This window comes from Plantactinospora sp. A48 (assembly GCF_055793945.1).
In genome coordinates, this window is record NZ_JBTIXF010000003.1 from 159,279 (window position 1) to 177,199 (window position 17,921).

Below are 17,921 nucleotides of genomic sequence, written 5' to 3' on the forward strand. Positions count from 1 at the left end.
GCTGGATCGCCACGACGGGGCGGCGGTATCGGCCACCATCGATGGGTTACAGCCGTGACGCCCCAGGCCCTGCTCACGATCGCCGGCTCCGACTCCGGCGCCGGTGCGGGCATCCAGGCTGACCTCAAGACCATCGCCGCGCTCGGCGGGTACGGCACCTCGGTGATCACTGCGGTGACCGCGCAGAACACCCGGGAGGTGACCGCCGTACACGCCGTGCCGGCCGAGGTGGTGGCGGCCCAGCTGGACGCCGTGCTGGCCGATTTCCGGATCCGGGCGGTGAAGACCGGCATGCTGGGCGACGCGCGGATCGCCGAGGTGGTGGCGACCCGGGCCGAGGCGGGTCGGCTGCCCAACCTTGTCGTCGACCCGGTCCTGGTGGCCACCACCGGCGCCCGGCTCGGCGCGGTGGAAACGGTGCGCCGGCTGCTGCCGTACGCGGTGGTGGCGACCCCGAACCGGGCGGAGGCCGAGGCGCTGGTCGGTGGCCCGGTGCGAACCCCCGACGACATGCTGGCGGCGGCCCGGGAGCTGGCGGCCGGCGGACCGGCGGCGGTGGTGGTGACCGGCGGTGACCTGCCGGACGGTACCGAGGCCGTTGACGCGCTCTGGCACGGCGGACGCGGCCGGTTGCTGTCCGCGCCCCGGCTGCCGGGCCGGAACACGCACGGCACCGGCTGCTCGTTCTCCGCCGCGCTCGCCGTCCGGCTCGGGGCCGGGGACGACGTGCCAGCGGCGGTGAGCTTCGCGAAGGAGTACGTCGCCCGTGCCATCGCCGGCGCGGGGGCGTGGGAACTGGGCGGCGGCCACGGCCCGCTCGATCACTTCGGATGGTCCCGATGACGACAGGAGGCAGCAAAATGGAAGCTCGCCGGAAGGTCTATGTGGAGGGGCCACGGCCCGATGTACGGGTGCCGTTCGCGGAGGTCGTGCTCGGTGGGAACGAACCGCCGGTGCGGCTGTACGACACCTCGGGGCCCGGCTCGGAGCCGGTCGTCGGGTTGCCGCCGCTGCGCGGGCCCTGGATCGCCGAGCGCGGTGACGTGGCGCCGGTACGGGGGGCCGGCAGCCCGCTGGCGGGACAGCGGCCCACCCAACTCGTCTACGCGCGGGCCGGGATCATCACCCCGGAGATGGAGTTCGTCGCCGTCCGGGAGGGCGTTCCGGCCGATGTCGTACGGGACGAGATCGCCGCGGGGCGGGCCGTGCTGCCGGCGAACGTCAACCACCCGGAATCCGAGCCGATGGTGATCGGTGGCCGGTTCCTGGTGAAGGTGAACGCCAACATCGGCACCTCGGCCGTGACCTCGTCGGTGGACGAGGAGGTGGAGAAGCTGACCTGGGCCACCCGGTGGGGCGCGGACACCGTGATGGATCTGTCCACCGGCAGCCGGATCCACGAGACGCGTGAGGCGATCGTCCGCAACTCGCCGGTGCCGATCGGCACGGTGCCGATCTATCAGGCGCTGGAGAAGGTCGGCGGTGACCCGGTGAAGCTGTCCTGGGAGGTGTTCCGGGAGACCGTCATCGAGCAGGCCGAGCAGGGCGTCGACTACATGACGGTGCACGCGGGGGTGCTGCTGCGGTACGTCCCGCTGGCCGTGAACCGGGTCACCGGCATCGTCTCCCGGGGCGGTTCGATCATGGCGGCGTGGTGTCTCGCCCACCATGAGGAGAATTTCCTCTACACCAACTTCGCCGAGCTGTCCGAACTGCTGGCCCGGTACGACATCACGTTCTCGCTCGGCGACGGGCTGCGGCCGGGCTCGATCGCCGATGCCAACGACGAGGCACAGTTCGCCGAGCTGCGTACCCTCGGTGAGCTGACCACGGTGGCCTGGGAGCACGGTGCCCAGGTCATGATCGAGGGCCCCGGCCACGTGCCGATGCACAAGATCAAGGAGAACGTGGACCTCCAGCGGGAACTGTGTCACGAGGCGCCGTTCTACACGCTCGGCCCGCTGACCACCGACATCGCGCCGGCGTACGACCACATCACCTCGGCCATCGGCGCCGCGATGATCGGCATGTACGGCACCGCCATGCTCTGCTACGTCACCCCGAAGGAGCACCTGGGGCTGCCGGACCGGGACGACGTGAAGGCCGGGGTGATCGCGTACAAGATCGCCGCGCACGCCGCCGACCTCGCCAAGGGTCATCCGGGCGCCCAGGCCTGGGACGACGCGCTGTCCAAGGCCCGGTTCGAGTTCCGCTGGGAGGACCAGTTCAACCTCTCGCTGGACCCCGACACCGCCCGGGCGTACCACGACGCGACGCTGCCGGCCGCGCCCGCGAAGGCCGCACACTTCTGCTCGATGTGCGGCCCGAAGTTCTGCTCGATGAAGATCAGTCAGGAGCTGAAGGCGTACGCCGATCGTGGCATGCAGGAGAAGTCGGCGGAGTTCCTGGCCGGCGGCGGCCGGGTGTACCTGCCGCTGGCCTGACCCCATCGCTCGGTGCGGCCGGCGGCCCGACTGTCTGGGTCTGGCCGGCGGCCCGCCTGGTCTCGTTTGCGGCATGCCTGTCTGGGCGGTGGCCCGACTGGTGTGGCCGCCGGAGGCCCGGTCCGTACGTCCGCGTGCGCTATTCCGGGTCGGGTCGGCCGGGGGACCGCAGCGATCGGCGTGGGCCGGGGTCCCGGGGTGGTGGTTCGGACGGAGGGCTGGACAGGCCGGCCACCCAGTCCACGTACTCATCGTCCCCCGCCTTGGCCTTCCGGCGGCCTCGTCCGCGCCCCTTGACCGGGCGCTCGGCGGGGCCTTCCGCCGGGGCACCGGCCGGGTGCTCGACGGAGCCTTCGGCCGGAGCTTCGGCGCGCCCTTCGGCCGGGGTGTCGGCGCGCCCTTCGGCGGGGCCTTCGACCGGGCCACCGGCCGGATGTTCGTTCGGGCGGTCGGTTGGCCGTCCGGCCGGAATTTCGGCCGCCCGATCGGTTTCGGCCGCCGCTGTCTTCGGCGCCGTCTGCTGAGCCACCTGCTCCCTCGGGGCCGCTGATTCGGTCGAGGCCATTGAGTCGGTCGGGTCCGCTGATTCGGTTGAGGCCGTCGAGTCGGTCGGGTCCGCTGGCCCGGTCCGGGTTGCCGGTTCCGTCCGGGCCGGTCGGTTGCGCCGGAACAGCCCGCGCCGGGCCCGCTCGGCCGGAGCAGGTTCGACGGCCGGCTCCCCGACGATGCTGGAAGGGTCCGGGCCGGTTCCGGTCACCGTGGCCGGCTGGGGGGCGTCGGTGGCCTCAGCGGTTGGGACGATCGTCGTGGCCGGGGTGGCCGGGGTGGCCGGGGTGGCCGGGGTGGCCGGGGTGGTAACTGGGCTCGGTGCGATCGAGGTGGGTTTCGGACGGTCGGCCGGCTTCGTCGGTTCCACCGTGGCGGCGGTTTGTCCTTCCGCGGGTCCTCCGGCCGGGGCTGCCTTCGCGGGAGAGACCCGTTCCTCGGGCTTGTCTGTGGCCTCGGCCCGGGCCGCTACTTCGGCACCGGCCGGCTTCCCGGCCGAGGTCGAGTCCTCGGCCGGGGCCGATTGCCCAGTCGGTGCGGCGCGCCCGAGACCCAGCCGGCGGCGCCAACCGGTCCGGCCGATCCGCTTGATCTGGTTCCGGTCGCCGGCTGTTGCGAAAGCGTCCCAACCGTCCCCGCTGTCAGGCATCGGCTCGGCCGGCCGGGTGGAGAGGGCGTCCCAACGGTGGCCCGAATCGTTCGGGTCGGACTCGGCGTGGTGGCCTGAGCCGTGCGGGCCGGGCCCGGTGTGGCCGTCTGAGCTATCAGCGCCAGTGCGGTCGGTGTCGTTGTCGGGCTCGGTGAGTTCGGTATCGGGCTCGGGCTGGGGCTCGGTGGGGTCGGTGTCCGGGTCGGCCGCGAACGGTGCTCCGGTCGGCCAGAAGTCCTCGGTTCGCGGTGCCCGACTCAGCGGCTTCAGGAAGCTGCGGCCGTCGTTCGGAGACCAGTCCGGTGCCGGGCTGTCCGCGGACGTCGTTCCGGTGGTGGCGGTGGCCACGGTGGGTCCCGTCGGGCCATCGGCGGGGGGTTCATCTGCCGGCAGGGCGGGCGACTCGGCCGGACCGGCGTGCCGGGGGACGTGCCAGCCCCGCCGGTCGGTCGGCGCGATACGGTCGCCCGGGATCGGTCGCAGGATGTCCGAGGGCTCGATCGCGGTCGACGCGGCCTGGCCGGTGCCTTCGGCCGGGGGTCCTTCGAGGGACTCCGCCGGTGCGGTGCCCCGGCCGAGCCGGATCGGGGGCCAGGACAGCAGGGCGGTCGGCACCGAGCCGAGCACGCCGGCCGCCACCGCGATCAGCGCGCCCCACCAGGGCATCGCCTGATAGCTCGTACCGGATCCGGCCGCAAGGTACGCGATGGCCGGCAGGGCCGGGCCAGCGAGCCCGGCGGTCGCCACCACGGGGGCCGGTTGGCCCCGGCGGCGGGCGAGCAGGGCGACGCCGGCACCGGCCAGCAGGGCGAGCGCCGGCGGCAACACCGTGGCCAGCCGGTCCGCCAGCCCGCTGTCGAGCCACCGGGGGTCCAGCGCGCCCAGGCGTACGGCTGGAAACGGGTCGTCCGGGCCGAGGGACGGCGAGACGGAGATCAGCGTGAGAAGCCAGAGGCCGGCGGTGACCACGCCGAAATTCAGCGCGACCGGCCACCAGCGTAGGGCGGTCGCGGCGGCGACCGTCCCGGCGACAGCGCCCAGTCCGGCGGCGATTCCGGCCGCGGTCGCCGGCTCGATCCCGGGTACCTGGGCGAGCCGGGCGGGCACCATGGCGAGTGGGACCACGATGGCGGCCCCGAGCCCGGCGGCGACCGCGAGCCCCGCCTGGGCCATCGGGCCGGCCGGTGCGGCGCGGTAGGTCAACCGGCGGGCCAGCAGGGCGCCGAGCACTGCGGCGACGGCGGCGAACCAGCCGATCCAGGCCAGCTGGGCCGGCCATTCTGGGTGCGTCGCGTCCGCGAACGAACGGGTGAGTCGCACGACGCCGAGGCCGTACGCGAGACCCAGTTGGCCCGCTCCGGCCAGCATGCCCAGGCCAAGGGCGATCAGCGGTGGCCGGCCCCGGTCCCTGCCCGGGGTGTGAAAGCCAATCACGTCCGGCAGGTTACGGTGCCCCGAGGGGGACCGCCACCCTGCGTACGAGCAGGGTTTCCCGACGTCGTCCCGTACCGCGCCGGCCGGCGGCGTCGTACCGTGTTCAGATGGCGGGACCGGGTGGCATCGCGCTGCCCGACCGCTACCGTACGTGGCGGCCTTGGTGCGCTCACCGGCCACTGTGGCATGATCAGGCGCCGTCACGTCAGGGCACGATCCCCGGTGACCGCGGACCGCCAGGCGGGTCCCGGCCACCGTCGCCGTGCCCGATCCGGCGGCTCGCCACTGCCCCGGCGGCGATCGCACCCCTCATCGCGATCGCACCCCTCATCGAAGGAGACGAGCGACATGAACAGGCCACCTGCGATGCAGGACATGGGCTGGCTGTTGAGCAACTTCGCCGACAGTGTGGCGGGGATCGCTCACGTGGTGGCGGTCTCGGCCGACGGCCTGCTGCTCGCGCAGTCCCGGGACCTCCCCCCGGACCGGGCCGACCAGCTCGCCGCGATCACCTCCGGGGTGGTCAGCCTCACCGAGGGTGCCGCTCGGATGTTCAGTGCCGGCGGCGTGCTGCAGACCGTCATCGAGATGGACAGCGGCTATCTCTTCCTGATGTCGATCAGCGACGGATCGTCGATGGCCGTCCTGGCGGCGCGCAGCTGCGACGTGGGCCAGGTCGGGTACGAGATGGCGTTGCTGGTGGAACGGGTGGGTGCGGCGCTGTCGCCGAAGCCCCGGGAGAACAGCCGAGGCTGAGGCCGGCAGTCCGGTATCGGCCCGGGAGTCCAGCCGGGGTGTTTTTCGACCTTCACATGAAACCGGGTCGGCAGGTCGGGTGGGTGAAACCGGGTCGGTCGGCGGTCGGATGACCGCCAGTCATACCGGCGGTACGCTTGACGGCATGACCGCCAAGGTGACCCTCTCCTTTTCCGACGAGACCATCGAGCAGGCGCGACGGTTCGCGCAGCAGGAGGGCATGTCCCTCTCCGCCTGGATGGACCTCGCGGCCCGGGAGAAGGCCCTGCGGGAGGTCTTCACCGCGCACGCCGCCGCGATCGGTCGGGCGGGACTGGATCTGGAGTCCGCCGCCCTCGCCGACGAGCGGGAGGGCGAAATGGTGGACACGGCGCTGTTCGGACCGGCGGGTGGGCGCGGGCGTCGGCGTGCTGCGTAGGGGCGAGATCTGGCACATCGAGGGGGCCCGGAAGCGCCTCGGCCTGGTGATCAGTTCGGACGTGTACAACGCCACGGACGTGCCGATCGTCATCGTGGTCGAGGTGGTGGCGGAGGAGCTGCTGCGCGACTCCCCGCTCGCCGTACCGATGGGTGACTATGTGATCATGCCCGACCGGATCTCCTCGCCGATGAAGAAATGGTTCACCGAGGTCGTGGATGTCGCGGACGGCGGTACGATGGCGCGAGTCTCTCGGGCGCTGCGGACACTGCAGAACCTGTGACCGACCCCCCGCCCACCCCGTTTTGACCCAGCGGCGCACCCCCGGGTATCGTTGCCTGCTGGTGTGCAAAACCCAGAGCGTGCTCATCCGGTACGCTTGGTCGCCTCGGCGTGCCTGGTGTGTTCCGGCGCGCGACCTCCAGACCGACGACGAGACAAGGTAGACCTGTGCGTACGTACAGCCCGAAGCCGGGTGAGATCGAGCGTCAGTGGCACGTGATCGACGCTTCCGATGTCGTGCTGGGCCGTCTGGCCACTCACGTCGCAACGCTCCTGCGCGGCAAGCACAAGCCGACTTTCGCGCCGCACGTCGACACCGGTGACTTCGTTGTCATCGTGAACGCCGGCAAGGTGGCCCTGACCGGCAACAAGCGGCAGCAGAAGATCGCCTACCGGCACTCCGGTTACCCGGGCGGCCTCAAGCAGGTCGGGTACGAGGAGCTGCTGAGCAAGCGGCCCGACCGGGCGGTCGAGTTGGCCGTCAAGGGCATGCTTCCGCACAACAAGCTCGGCCGCCAGCTGATCAAGAAGCTGAAGGTCTACGCCGGTGCCGAGCACCCGCACGCCGCGCAGCAGCCGGTGCCGTTCGAGATCAAGCAGATCGCGCAGTGAGCGCGGACGAAGGAACCAGCATGACCGATATCAGCGCGACCGCCACCGCCGAGACCGAGGCCGAGGCCCCGGCGCCCGCCGTCACGGCCGCCCCGGTCACCCGCCCCCGCGGTGACCGCCCGATCCAGACCGTCGGCCGCCGCAAGGAGGCCATCGTCCGGGTCCGTATCGTCCCGGGCAGTGGCAAGATCACCTGCAACGGCCGGGACCTCGAGGCGTACTTCCCGAGCAAGGTCCACCAGCAGCTCATCCGTGAGCCGCTGGTGACCGCCGAGAAGGCCGAGGCATTCGACGTGATCGCCAACCTGCGTGGTGGCGGCATCACCGGCCAGGCCGGTGCGCTGCGGCTGGGCATCGCCCGCGCGCTCATCATCAACGAGCCGGACGACCGTCCGTCGCTCAAGAAGGCCGGCTTCCTGACCCGGGACGCCCGGGTCAAGGAGAGCAAGAAGTACGGTCTCAAGAAGGCTCGTAAGGCTCCGCAGTACTCGAAGCGCTGATTCGAGCGCTTTCTTCTGCTACGACGAAACGGCTGGGTCCCCCTCCCACAGTGGCGGTCCCAGCCGTTTCGCTTTTTCCTTTCACGTACCGGCGGAGGTTCGCGCGCATGGGGCGGTTGTTCGGCACTGACGGCGTACGCGGACGGGCGAACGCCGACCTGACACCCGAACTGGCGATGGCGGTCGCGGTGGCAGCCGCGCACACCCTGGCCGAGACGGACCACAGCCACTCGCCGCTCGCGGTGGTCGGCCGGGACACGAGGGCCAGCGGCGAGATGCTGGAGGCCGCGGTCGTCGCCGGGCTGGCCAGTGCCGGAGCCAACGTGGTACGGGTCGGTGTGCTGCCGACGCCGGCCGTCGCGTTCCTGGTCAGCGAGGCGAAGGCCGACTTCGGCGTCATGCTCTCCGCGTCGCACAACCCGATGCCGGACAACGGTGTCAAGATCTTCGCGGCCGGCGGGCAGAAGCTTCCCGACGACGTGGAGCTGCGGATCGAGGCGACGATCGAGGCCAACAGCACGCCGACCTGGGAGCGGCCCACGGGTGCCGGCGTGGGACGGGTACACGACCTGCTGGACGGCGCCGAGCACTACATCCAGCACCTCGTGGGCACCATCGACCAGCCGTTGACCGGCCTGAAAGTGGTCGTCGACTGCGCCAACGGCGCGGCCTCGGAGGTGGCCCCGGTGGCGTACCGGGAGGCCGGCGCCGAGGTGATCGCCCTCAACGCCGAACCCAACGGTCTGAACATCAACGACAACTGCGGGTCCAACCACCTCGACGGGTTGCGGGAAGCCGTCCTGCGCCACGGTGCCGACCTCGGCATCGCACACGACGGCGACGCCGACCGGTGCGTGGCGGTCGCCGCGGACGGCGCCGAGGTGGACGGCGACCAGATCCTGGCGATCCTCGCCCTGGCCATGCGGGAGGCCGGCACCCTCACCGAGGACACCCTGGTAGCCACCGTGATGAGCAACCTCGGCCTCCGGCTGGCGATGTCCGCGGAAGGGATCCGCCTGGTCGAGACCAGGGTCGGTGACCGGTACGTGTTGGACGAGCTGCGCGCCGCGAACCTGGCGCTCGGCGGTGAGCAGAGCGGGCACATCGTGATCGCAGCCCATGCCACCACCGGGGACGGAGTGTTGACCGGACTGCACCTGATGGCCCGGATGGCGGCCACCGGCCGGCCGCTCGCCGAACTCGCCTCGGTGGTCACCAAGCTGCCACAGGTCCTGATCAACGTGCCGGTCGGTGACCGCGCAGTCGGCGCCGAGGCGCCCGCCGTACTGGCGGCCGTGGCGGCGGTCGAGGCGGAGCTGGGCCAGACGGGCCGGGTACTGCTCCGTCCGTCCGGCACCGAGCCACTGGTACGGGTGATGGTCGAGGCGGCCACCGAAGAGGAGGCCCGGACGGCCGCCGAGCGGATCGCCGCCGAGGTTGGTAAGGCGAGCCCGGCCGGCTGAACCGCGGTTTTGGGCTCGCCGCTGCGTGGTGGCGCGGTCGGGGGTTCGCCGCTGCCCGCCCACTCTGGGCGGTCAGGGTTGGCGGCGTGGCGTGGTTGGGGGTTCGCCGCTGCCCGCCCACTCTGGGCGGTCAGGGTTGGCGGCGTGGCGTGGTTGGGGGTTCGCCGCTGCCCACCCACTCTGGGCGGTCAGGCTTGATCCCGTCGTGGGTGGGCAGCGGCGAACCTCGGGCACGGTGCCGGGCGGTTCTGGGCGGCCGGGGCGAGGTGGGCTGGCTGGGAAGGCCTCGGGGCTCAGGCGGCGGGGGCCTGCAGCGTCGTTTCGACGCGGTGGCGGAGGGCGGCGAAGTCGACGTTGGCGTCCGCCAGGATGCGCGCCGCCAGACCGCCGTTCTCTCGCAGCAGCCCGAGCAGGATGTGCTCGGACCCGATGAACCTGTGCCCGAGCCGCAGCGACTCGCGCAGGGACAGCTCCAGCACCTTCTTGCTGCGGGGAGCGAACGGCAGGTGCCCGCCCGAGCGCTCGACTCGACCGGACCGGCGCAACCCGAACCACCGGCGGGGCTCCTCGTCCGGTGGGGTGAGGGCGTCGGGGCCGAAGGTGTGTTCGAGTCGATCACGAATGGCGGCCAGATCGATCCCGATCGTCCGTAGCGCGGCGGCGTCCTCCGCGCCGAGAGCGCCGGGTGCGTCGCTGTGATAGCGCACGATCGCCGCCTCGATGGCCTGCTCGGTGACTCCGGCATCGCGCAGCGCCGTGGCGGCGCCGTCGTCGCCCTGGGACAGTGCGAGCAGCAGGTGCTCGGTGCCGATCCGCCGGTGGTGCCACCGTTCGGCCGCGCCCCGTGCCTCGACGACCACCGTCCGGGCCGGCTGACTGAACCGTTGGAACATCAGAACCTCCCAGAGTGCTTCTTGTGTACGGCCTGTTTGCTGACCCCCAGCGCGTCCGCGATCTCCTGCCAGGACCAGCCGTGCCGTCGGGCGTTGTCGACCTGGAGCGTCTCAAGCGCGTCGGCGAGCCGGTGCAGGGCGACGACGGCGCGTAACCCGACCTGAGGGTCGGCGCTACTGGCCGCCGCGGCAACCTCGGATGCGTTCTCCATGTCGTCAACTTTAGTTGACCCGGAGGAGATTCGTCAACCTAAGTTGACTATTGGACGTGCGCGCGGCTGGTCGGTGGGTGCTGCGATGGGGGCATCGGGTGGGGGCGGTGGCCGGCGGGTCAGTTGGGCTGGCGGAGTCCGCGGAGTCTCATGACGGCCTCGGCGAGCACCTCGGGGCGTTTGCAGAAGGCGAACCGGACGAGCCGGCGACCGGCCTCGGCGTCGTCGTAGAAGACCTGGGTGGGCACCGCCACCACGCCGCAGCGGGCCGGCAGTTCCCGGCAGAACTCGATGCCGTCCCGCCCGCCGAGCCCGCCGATGCCAGCCGTCACGAAGTAGGTGCCCTCCGGTCGCAGCACCTCGAAGCCCGCGTCGCGCAGTCCGGCGACGAGCCGGTCCCGCCGATCCAGTTGACCGGCCAGGAAGTCGGCGTAGTAGCTGTCCGGCAGGCCCAGCGCGACCGCTACCGCGGGTTGCAGTGGCGCACCGCCGGCGTAGGTCAGGAACTGCTTCACCCGCAGCGTCGCCCCGACCAGCGCGGCGGGGCCGCTGACCCAGCCGATCTTCCAGCCGGTACACGAGAACGTCTTGCCGGCCGAGGACACCCGCAACGTCCGGTCGCGCATTCCGGGCAGGGTGGCCAGCGGGATGTGTGGCGCGGCGGCGTCCGGGAAGACCAGGTGTTCGTAGACCTCGTCGGTGAGCGCCGAGACGTCGTGTTCCTGGCACAGCTCGGCGACCAGCGCCAGTTCCTCGGCCGTGAAGACCTTGCCGGTGGGATTGTGCGGCGAGTTGAGCAGTACGAGTCGGGTACGCGGGCCGAACGCGGCGCGCAGTTCCGCCGGGTCGAACCCGTACCGGCCGTCGGTCGTCGGGCGCAGCGTGACCGGCCGGCGGACCGCGCCGGCCAGCGCCACCGACGCGGCATACGAGTCGTAGTACGGCTCGAAGCAGACAACCTCGTCGCCGGGCTCGCAGAGCGCCAGGATCGCCGCCGCGATCGCCTCCGTCGCGCCGGCGGTGATCAGGATCTCGCCGTCCGGGTCGTAGTCCAGTCCCCAGAATCGTCGCTGGTGGTCCGCCACCGCCGCCCGCAGCCCGGGCGTGCCGGGGCCCGGCGGGTACTGGTTGGCTCCGCCGTTGACGGCCTCGACCGCCGCGGCGAGCATCTCGGGCGGCCCGTCCGTGTCCGGGAAGCCCTGACCCAGGTTGACCGCGCCGGTACGGACCGCCAGCGCCGACATCTCCGCGAAGATGGTCGTGCCGAACGGGCGCATCCGGGCGACGAGGGGATCCGTGCCGGTCGTCGTCACGGCGTCCAGCCTAGGGCGTGCCGCGCCGAACCTCGGCTGGGCTGTTTTCGGACTTCGGCCGCCTTCCCGGGTAATCTGAACCGAAGGGAAATACTGCCCCAGAGCCGGCAGGCGAGTACGCCGAAGCCGCAATCGATCAAACACCATGATTGTTTCGGCGGCTTTCGAGCAGGCATCGTGAGCGAAACTGGACTAGGCTGCGGGCCATGTGTGGAATCGTGGGCTATGCCGGCGGCCGACCGGCGCTGAGCATCGTGCTGGACGGACTGCGGCGACTCGAGTACCGCGGCTACGACTCGGCCGGGGTGGCGGTCATCGGCGCCGACGAACTGCTCACCGAAAAACGGGCCGGCAAGCTGGCCAACCTGGAGAAGGCGCTGGCCGAGCGGGTTTCCGGAGATGGTGACATCCACACCGGGTCCGGTGGCATCGCCGGCGGGATCACCGGCATCGGGCACACCCGGTGGGCCACCCACGGCGGTCCGACGGACCGGAACGCGCATCCGCATGTCAGCCCCGATGGCCGGGTTGCCGTCATCCACAACGGGATCATCGAGAACTTCGGCAAGCTGCGCGCCGAGCTGGAGGCCGACGGTGTGACCTTCACCAGCGACACCGACACCGAGTGCGCGGCGCATCTGCTCGCGCGCGCGCTGGACCGGCTGCGCCCGTCGGCCGGCGAGGACGGTCCGCGGCTGCTGGCCGAGGCCATGCGTGAGGTGAGTCGCAGACTGGAGGGTGCCTTCACCCTGCTCGCCGTCGACGCCGCGGTGCCCGGTGCCGTGGTCGGGGCCCGCCGCAACTCGCCGCTGGTGGTCGGCCGCGGTGACGGGGAGAACTACCTGGCCAGCGATGTTTCGGCGTTCATCGAGCACACCCGGGAAGCGATCGAGCTGGGTCAGGACCAGGTGGTTCTGATCACGGCCGACGCGATCGCGATCACCGATTTCGACGGGCAGCCCGCGACCGGCAAGGACTTCCACATCGACTGGGACGCCTCGGCCGCCGAGAAGGGCGGCTACGACTGGTTCATGCTCAAGGAGATCGCCGAGCAACCGACGGCGATCGCCGACACCCTGCTCGGCCGGCTCACCGAGGCCGGCGAGATCATGCTCGACGAGGTGCGGCTGAGCGACCAGGATCTGCGGGACGTCGACAAGGTCTTCATCGTGGCCTGCGGCACCTCCTACCACGCCGGTCTGGTCGCCAAGTACGCCATCGAGCACTGGACCCGGATCCCCTGCGAGGTGGAGCTGGCCAGCGAGTTCCGCTACCGCGACCCGGTGTTGGACCGGTCGACGCTGGTGGTGGTGATCTCGCAGTCCGGCGAGACCATGGACACCCTGATGGCGCTGCGCCACGCCAAGCAGCAGAAGGCCCGGGTGCTGGCCATCTGCAACACCAACGGCTCGACCATCCCGCGCGAGTCCGACGCGGTGCTCTACACCCACGGTGGTCCGGAGATCGCGGTGGCCTCGACCAAGGCGTTCCTCACCCAGCTCGTGGCCTGCTACCTGATCGGCCTGCACCTGGCCCAGGTGCGCGGCATCAAGTACGCCGACGAGGTCGGCGCGGTGGTCGAGCAGCTCAACCTGGTGCCGGACAAGCTGCGTGTGCTGCTGGAGCGGATCGAACCGGTCCGCGAACTCGGCCGGGACCTCAAGGACGCGCCGACGGTGCTGTTCATCGGCCGGCACGTCGGCTACCCGGTGGCGCTCGAAGGGGCGCTCAAGCTCAAGGAGCTGGCGTACATGCACGCCGAGGGATTCGGGGCCGGCGAACTCAAGCACGGACCGATCTCGCTGATCGACGAGGGCACCCCGGTGGTGTGCGTGGTGCCGTCCCCGGCCGGCCGCGGCATGCTGCACGACAAGGTGGTGTCGAACATCCAGGAGGTACGCGCGCGCGGCGCCCGGACCATCGTCATCGCCGAGGAGGGCGACGAGGCCGTGCTGCCCTACGCCGATCAGGTGATCTCCGTGCCGCGCACGCCGACCCTGCTGGCCCCGCTGGTGACGACCGTGCCGTTGCAGGTGTTGGCGGCGGAGATCGCCGCCGCGCGTGGCCACGACGTCGACCAGCCGCGCAACCTGGCCAAGTCGGTCACCGTCGAATAGGCCACCGCGGTCCGGCCGGGCCGCGGGTCCGCCCCGGCCGGGCCGCGGGTCCGCCCCGGCCGGGCCGCGGGTCCGCCCCATGTCGGGCCCCAGGTCCGCCCCCGGCCGGGTCGGTTTGCCGGCTCGGTCCGGTCCGTGCCGGCCGGGTCGGTCAGCCGGCCTGGTCCGGTCCGTCGGGCCCGGTCGGATCGGCACGCCCTGGGCCAGGTCGGGTCGGCACGCCCCTGGGCCGGGTCGGCGTCACGGGCTGCCCGTCAGCACGATCCGGGCCACGCCGTCCAGGGCCGGGTTGCCGGGATTCCAGTAGCCACTGTGTCCGCCCCGCCCAGCGGCGAAGGTGCCGCCGCCGAAGCCGGGATCGACCGGGTTGCGTCCGAACCACAGTTCGGACCCGGGCTGGGCGAGCGCCAGCGACATCGGCGGGCCGGGCGGCCGTGGCCCGGTCAGCGCGTCGACCAGCAGCGAGTCGGGCCGGCGGGCGGCGTACTGGATGACGTCGTCACCGGCGGTGCTGGACCAGACCCGGTCCGCCGGCACCCCCAGGTCCGACGCGTGCTCGACGCCCACCCCGGGCGAGCCGAGGAAGACCAGCGCGTCGGCGACCTGGCCCGGCGGCTGGGCGGCGGTGCCGACCACCAGCGAGCCATAACTGTGTCCCAGCAGGGTGAGCCGGGCCGGTGGCCCCTCGTGACTGTCCCGCAACCCGTCCTGAAACCGGCGCAGCGCCGGGCTCGCGTCGTCGGCGGCCGTGTGCCGCGCGGCCTGATCGACGAAGTCGGGGGCGTCGTAGTCGAGCCAGAGCACCCCGGCCGTGGTGGCGCCCGGAGCGAGCCCGGCGCACCGGTCCACCACCCGGGCCACCCGGTCCAGCTCGCCGGTGGCGCCGGCCAGATCCGAGGTCATCCCCGGAACGTACGTCAGCACGTTCTGGGCGCGGTCCGGGTCGCCCACCGACACCACGGCCCGTCCGTCCCCGGCGGAATCGAGGCCCAGCAGATACGTCCGGGGTCCCACGTCGGACGCCAACCGGTCGGTGAGCGCGTCGAGACCGGTGAGGGTCCGGGACAGCCGGGCCAGTTCCAGGACCTTCCACGGTGGCTGCGCCGCGGCCGGCGAACCGGCCAGTGATCCGATCCGGCGCACCAGCTCCGACCGTCGGGTGGCCAGCAGCAACCGGTTGGCCCGGTCCCGAACCGCCGCCGGCACCCCGTCCAGGTGGCCCACCAGGGCCGGATCCCGAGCCACCAGCCAGCGCTGTTGACCGGCCGACAGGCCGTCCCACCAGCGGCGTACGGCCGCCGGACCGGCATCGGGCGCCGGCACCGTCGGCGGCCCGACCGGCAGGGCGACCGCGCTGTCCCGGGCCAACGCGCGCAGCCGGTCGGCGGTTTCGGCGTCCGCGGCGCCGGCCATGGACAGTGCCGTCCGGATCCCCGCCGCGGCCTCGGGCAGCAGCGGCGTCGACGTTTCGGCCACCGGGCCGGGCGCCACCCGGCCCAGCCGGTCCACGGTCAGCCCGGCCCGCTCGGCCGTCGCGACCACGGTGCCGAGCAGGGCCTTGGCCCGGTTCAGCCGGTCGGCGTACTCGCTGAGCAACTGGTCGACCTCCAACAGGTCGGGTCGGCCGTCCAGAATCTCGACGCGGAGCCCGTCCAGGGTGCCGTGGGCCCGTTGGGCGGCCGGGCCGGTCCAGGCGCCGGTCAGCCGGTCGGCGGCGCCGCTCAGCTCGCCGGCCCGCCGGTCGAGGGCGTCCAGGCCGGATCGCCAACCGGCCCCGGCCGCCCGCCAGGCCGCCGGATCGACCGACCAGAGTTGTTCGTAGGTGATCATCGCCGGCCGGTCAGCCGACGGGCCGTGCGCTCGTCCGCGGCGTCGTAGCCGGTGGCGGCCGTGCTCAGCGCGTCGGCGGTCGCCCGGGTCCGGGCCACCAGCCCCGCCAGCCGGTCCCGCAACGCGGTCTCCAGCGCGGCCAGGGCGGCCGGCGTGGCCCACCCGGACCCCGGCGCCGCCGGGCGTCCTGGACCCGCCGGCGCCGATCCGCCCGGACCGCCCGAGTCGCCCGAACTCGCCGAGCCGCCCGGACCGCCCGGACCGCCCGAGCCGGCCGATCCGCCCGAACTCACCGAGCCGCCCGAGCCGGGCGGACCAGGCGGCCCGGTCGCCAGCCGATGGCCGATCGCGCGTAGCTCCGCCGCGGCGCTGCGCAGTACGGCGGTACGCACCGAGATGAGGTCGTCAGACATGGGCTCCCCCCAACGGCCTGGAGTTCCGACTGACCGAACGCTAGGCGCCGGAACGGCTCCCGGGCAGCGGCTGTGGACAACGGCGCCGGTACACCGGCCGGCGTTGTCCACAGGGCTTGCCGGCCCGGGTGCCGACCCACTACAGTCGCCGCCCGGTCGAGCAGCCGGACCGTTAGGGTGGGACGGTGATCGTGGCAGTCGGTATCGACATCGTTCCCGTCGATCGCTTCACCCGCGCCCTGGCCCGGACTCCGCTGCTGGCCGACCGGCTCTTCACCGAGGCGGAACGGGTGACCGGGTCGGGCAACCAACGCTCGTCGGAGTCGCTCGCCGCCCGGTTCGCCGCCAAGGAGGCGGTCGCCAAGGCCCTCGGCGCACCCGCCGGGCTGCGCTGGCACGACTGTGAGGTGGTCGCCGATCCGGCCGGCCGACCCTGGCTGGCCGTGTCCGGCACCGTCGCCACGGCGGCCAGCGAACGCGGGGTCAACCACTGGCACCTGTCGCTGTCCCACGACGGCGGTATCGCCTCGGCCATGGTGGTGGCGGAACAATGAGGGCCGCGTGGCGCGTCGCCGACGTACGGGCGGCCGAACGGGCCCTGCTCGCCACCGTGCCGCCGGGCACCCTGATGCACCGGGCCGCCGCCGGGTTGGCCCGCCGGTGCGCGTTGCTGCTGGCCGAGCGGGGCGGCGTGTACGGGGCCCGGGTGCTGCTGCTAGTCGGCAGCGGTGACAACGGTGGCGACGCGCTGTACGCCGGTGCCCTGCTGGCCGGCCGGGGCGCCGCCGTGTCCGCGCTGCTGCTGGCGCCCGACCGGGTACACCGGGACGGGCTCGCGGCGTTGCGGGCGGCCGGTGGCCGTACCGTCGAGGTGTTGCCGACCCGGACGGACCTGGTGCTGGACGGCATCGTCGGGATCGGTGGGCGCGGCGGGCTGCGGCCGGAGGCCGGCCGGCTGGTCGCCGGGCTGGCGGGCCTGGCGGACCGCGGCGGTGCCCGGCCGACGGTGGTCGCCGTCGACGTGCCCAGCGGGGTCGAGGTGGACAGCGGGGACGTGCCGCACTCCGGGGACGGGGTGCCGGCGGCGGTCACCGCGGACGTCACGGTCACCTTCGGCTGCCGGAAACCAGCCCTCGTGGTCGGGCCGGCCGCCGCGCTGGCCGGTCAGGTGGAGCTGGTCGACATCGGACTGGACCCGTGGCTGCGCGCCGAACCCGCGCTGCGGGTTCCCGAGTGGTCGGACATCCGCGACTGGTGGCCGGAGCTGAACGCCGCCGCCGAGAAGTACAACCGGGGCGTGGTGGGGGTGGCCACCGGGTCGGCCACCTACCCGGGCGCCGCCGTGCTGTCGGTGGCCGGCGCGCTGGCCGGCCCGACCGGGATGGTCCGGTACGCGGGTGGCGCGAAGGCCGAGGTGCTGCACCACCATCCGTCGGTGATCGCCACCGAGCGGGTCGCCGACGCCGGCCGGGTGCAGGCCTGGGTGTGCGGCTCGGGGCTCGGCTCGGGCTCGGCGGCGGCCACCGAACTGCGTACCGTGCTCGCCGCGCCGGTCCCGGTGGTGCTGGACGCGGACGGGCTCACCCTGCTGGTCGACGGCTCGGCCGCGGATCGGCTGCGGGACCGGGCCGCGCCGGTGGTGGTCACGCCGCACGACCGCGAGTTCGCCCGGCTCGCCGGCGAACCGCCGGGGACCGACCGGGTGGCCGCCGCGCAACGGCTGGCCGCCTGGATGAACGCAGTGGTCCTGCTCAAGGGGGACCGCACGGTGGTCGCCACCCCGGACGGCCGGGCGTACGTCAACCCGACCGGCAGTCCGGTACTGGCCACCGGTGGCACCGGGGACGTGCTGGCCGGTCTGCTCGGTTCGCTGCTGGCCGCCGGGCTGCCGGCGGAGCGGGCCGCGCTGGCCGCCGCGTACCTGCACGGGCTGGCCGGGCGGGCGGCGGCCCGGCGCGGCCCGGTCACCGCGCCCGACGTGGCGGCCGCGCTCCGCGAGGTGGTACCGGCCGGCGAGCGGACCCCTGGATAGGCTGGGC

Annotated in this window: 16 protein-coding genes and 2 pseudogenes; 11 read left to right on the top strand and 7 right to left on the bottom strand. The window is 72.9% G+C overall.

Going from position 1 to position 17,921, the window contains the following annotated elements:
• The first annotated feature begins 54 nt into the window (after positions 1–54).
• Both thiD and thiC read left to right on the top strand, forming a co-directional pair.
• A complete protein-coding gene (gene thiD, locus ACXN5W_RS03475) occupies positions 55–843 on the top strand; it encodes a bifunctional hydroxymethylpyrimidine kinase/phosphomethylpyrimidine kinase (protein ID WP_473156654.1) in 789 nt (262 codons plus the stop codon).
• 17 nt (positions 844–860) lie between these two features.
• The gene (gene thiC / locus ACXN5W_RS03480) at positions 861–2,444 is read left to right on the top strand and encodes a phosphomethylpyrimidine synthase ThiC (protein ID WP_473156655.1); all 1,584 of its coding nucleotides are present in this window, start codon (positions 861–863) and stop codon (positions 2,442–2,444) included.
• A 139-nt stretch (positions 2,445–2,583) separates the two neighbouring features.
• Here the strand turns inward: thiC and ACXN5W_RS03485 are convergent, their stop codons facing one another.
• Positions 2,584–5,073 (bottom strand): DNA polymerase III subunit gamma/tau domain-containing protein, encoded by a 2,490-nt coding sequence (locus ACXN5W_RS03485; protein ID WP_473156656.1) that lies wholly within the window; start codon positions 5,071–5,073, stop codon positions 2,584–2,586.
• A 348-nt stretch (positions 5,074–5,421) separates the two neighbouring features.
• Here ACXN5W_RS03485 and ACXN5W_RS03490 point away from each other — a divergent pair, with 348 nt between their 5' ends.
• The 6 genes from ACXN5W_RS03490 (at position 5,422) to glmM (ending at position 9,104) form a co-directional block, all read left to right on the top strand.
• Positions 5,422–5,829 carry a roadblock/LC7 domain-containing protein gene (locus ACXN5W_RS03490; protein WP_473156657.1) on the top strand — a complete coding sequence of 136 codons (408 nt, stop codon included), beginning with the start codon at positions 5,422–5,424 and terminating at the stop codon, positions 5,827–5,829.
• Between the two features lie 145 nt (positions 5,830–5,974).
• Entirely contained in the window at positions 5,975–6,247 is a 273-nt protein-coding gene (locus ACXN5W_RS03495) for a DUF6364 family protein (RefSeq protein ID WP_473156658.1), read from the top strand.
• A complete protein-coding gene (locus ACXN5W_RS03500; protein ID WP_473156688.1) occupies positions 6,237–6,530 on the top strand; it encodes a type II toxin-antitoxin system PemK/MazF family toxin in 294 nt (97 codons plus the stop codon). Before ACXN5W_RS03495 ends, ACXN5W_RS03500 begins: the two co-directional genes overlap by 11 nt.
• Before the next feature lie 167 nt (positions 6,531–6,697).
• Entirely contained in the window at positions 6,698–7,141 is a 444-nt protein-coding gene (gene rplM / locus ACXN5W_RS03505; RefSeq protein ID WP_473156659.1) for a 50S ribosomal protein L13, read from the top strand.
• Between the two features lie 20 nt (positions 7,142–7,161).
• On the top strand, positions 7,162–7,641 hold the full coding sequence (rpsI, locus tag ACXN5W_RS03510; protein ID WP_473156660.1) for a 30S ribosomal protein S9: 480 nt from the start codon (positions 7,162–7,164) through the stop codon (positions 7,639–7,641).
• 107 nt (positions 7,642–7,748) lie between these two features.
• Positions 7,749–9,104 carry a phosphoglucosamine mutase gene (gene glmM / locus ACXN5W_RS03515; protein ID WP_473156661.1) on the top strand — a complete coding sequence of 452 codons (1,356 nt, stop codon included), beginning with the start codon at positions 7,749–7,751 and terminating at the stop codon, positions 9,102–9,104.
• 293 nt (positions 9,105–9,397) lie between these two features.
• On the opposite strand, the pseudogene ACXN5W_RS03520 reads toward glmM, so the two are convergent.
• The 4 genes and pseudogenes from ACXN5W_RS03520 to ACXN5W_RS03535 all read right to left on the bottom strand — a co-directional run.
• Positions 9,398–9,616: pseudogene (locus tag ACXN5W_RS03520) on the bottom strand (Clp protease N-terminal domain-containing protein); the annotation flags it as partial.
• A gap of 180 nt (positions 9,617–9,796) precedes the next feature.
• A pseudogene (locus tag ACXN5W_RS03525) lies at positions 9,797–9,997 on the bottom strand (Clp protease N-terminal domain-containing protein); the annotation flags it as partial.
• Entirely contained in the window at positions 9,997–10,209 is a 213-nt protein-coding gene (locus tag ACXN5W_RS03530; RefSeq protein ID WP_473156662.1) for an RNA polymerase subunit sigma-70, read from the bottom strand. The pseudogene ACXN5W_RS03525 and the gene ACXN5W_RS03530, both read right to left, overlap by 1 nt.
• Before the next feature lie 119 nt (positions 10,210–10,328).
• Complete coding sequence (locus ACXN5W_RS03535; protein WP_473156663.1) at positions 10,329–11,522, bottom strand: pyridoxal phosphate-dependent aminotransferase; 1,194 nt, start codon at positions 11,520–11,522, stop codon at positions 10,329–10,331.
• A gap of 206 nt (positions 11,523–11,728) precedes the next feature.
• Here ACXN5W_RS03535 and glmS point away from each other — a divergent pair, with 206 nt between their 5' ends.
• On the top strand, positions 11,729–13,639 hold the full coding sequence (gene glmS / locus ACXN5W_RS03540) for a glutamine--fructose-6-phosphate transaminase (isomerizing) (RefSeq protein WP_473156664.1): 1,911 nt from the start codon (positions 11,729–11,731) through the stop codon (positions 13,637–13,639).
• A 240-nt stretch (positions 13,640–13,879) separates the two neighbouring features.
• Here the strand turns inward: glmS and ACXN5W_RS03545 are convergent, their stop codons facing one another.
• Together ACXN5W_RS03545 and ACXN5W_RS03550 are read right to left on the bottom strand one after the other, a co-directional pair.
• Positions 13,880–15,469 (bottom strand): alpha/beta hydrolase, encoded by a 1,590-nt coding sequence (locus tag ACXN5W_RS03545; RefSeq protein ID WP_473156665.1) that lies wholly within the window; start codon positions 15,467–15,469, stop codon positions 13,880–13,882.
• Positions 15,466–15,882 (bottom strand): hypothetical protein, encoded by a 417-nt coding sequence (locus tag ACXN5W_RS03550; protein ID WP_473156666.1) that lies wholly within the window; start codon positions 15,880–15,882, stop codon positions 15,466–15,468. Before ACXN5W_RS03550 ends, ACXN5W_RS03545 begins: the two co-directional genes overlap by 4 nt.
• A gap of 185 nt (positions 15,883–16,067) precedes the next feature.
• On the opposite strand from ACXN5W_RS03550, the gene ACXN5W_RS03555 reads away from it, so the two are divergent.
• Complete coding sequence (locus tag ACXN5W_RS03555; RefSeq protein WP_473156667.1) at positions 16,068–16,436, top strand: holo-ACP synthase; 369 nt, start codon at positions 16,068–16,070, stop codon at positions 16,434–16,436.
• Entirely contained in the window at positions 16,433–17,914 is a 1,482-nt protein-coding gene (locus tag ACXN5W_RS03560; protein WP_473156668.1) for an NAD(P)H-hydrate dehydratase, read from the top strand. Before ACXN5W_RS03555 ends, ACXN5W_RS03560 begins: the two co-directional genes overlap by 4 nt.
• The last annotated feature ends 7 nt before the right edge of the window (positions 17,915–17,921 follow it).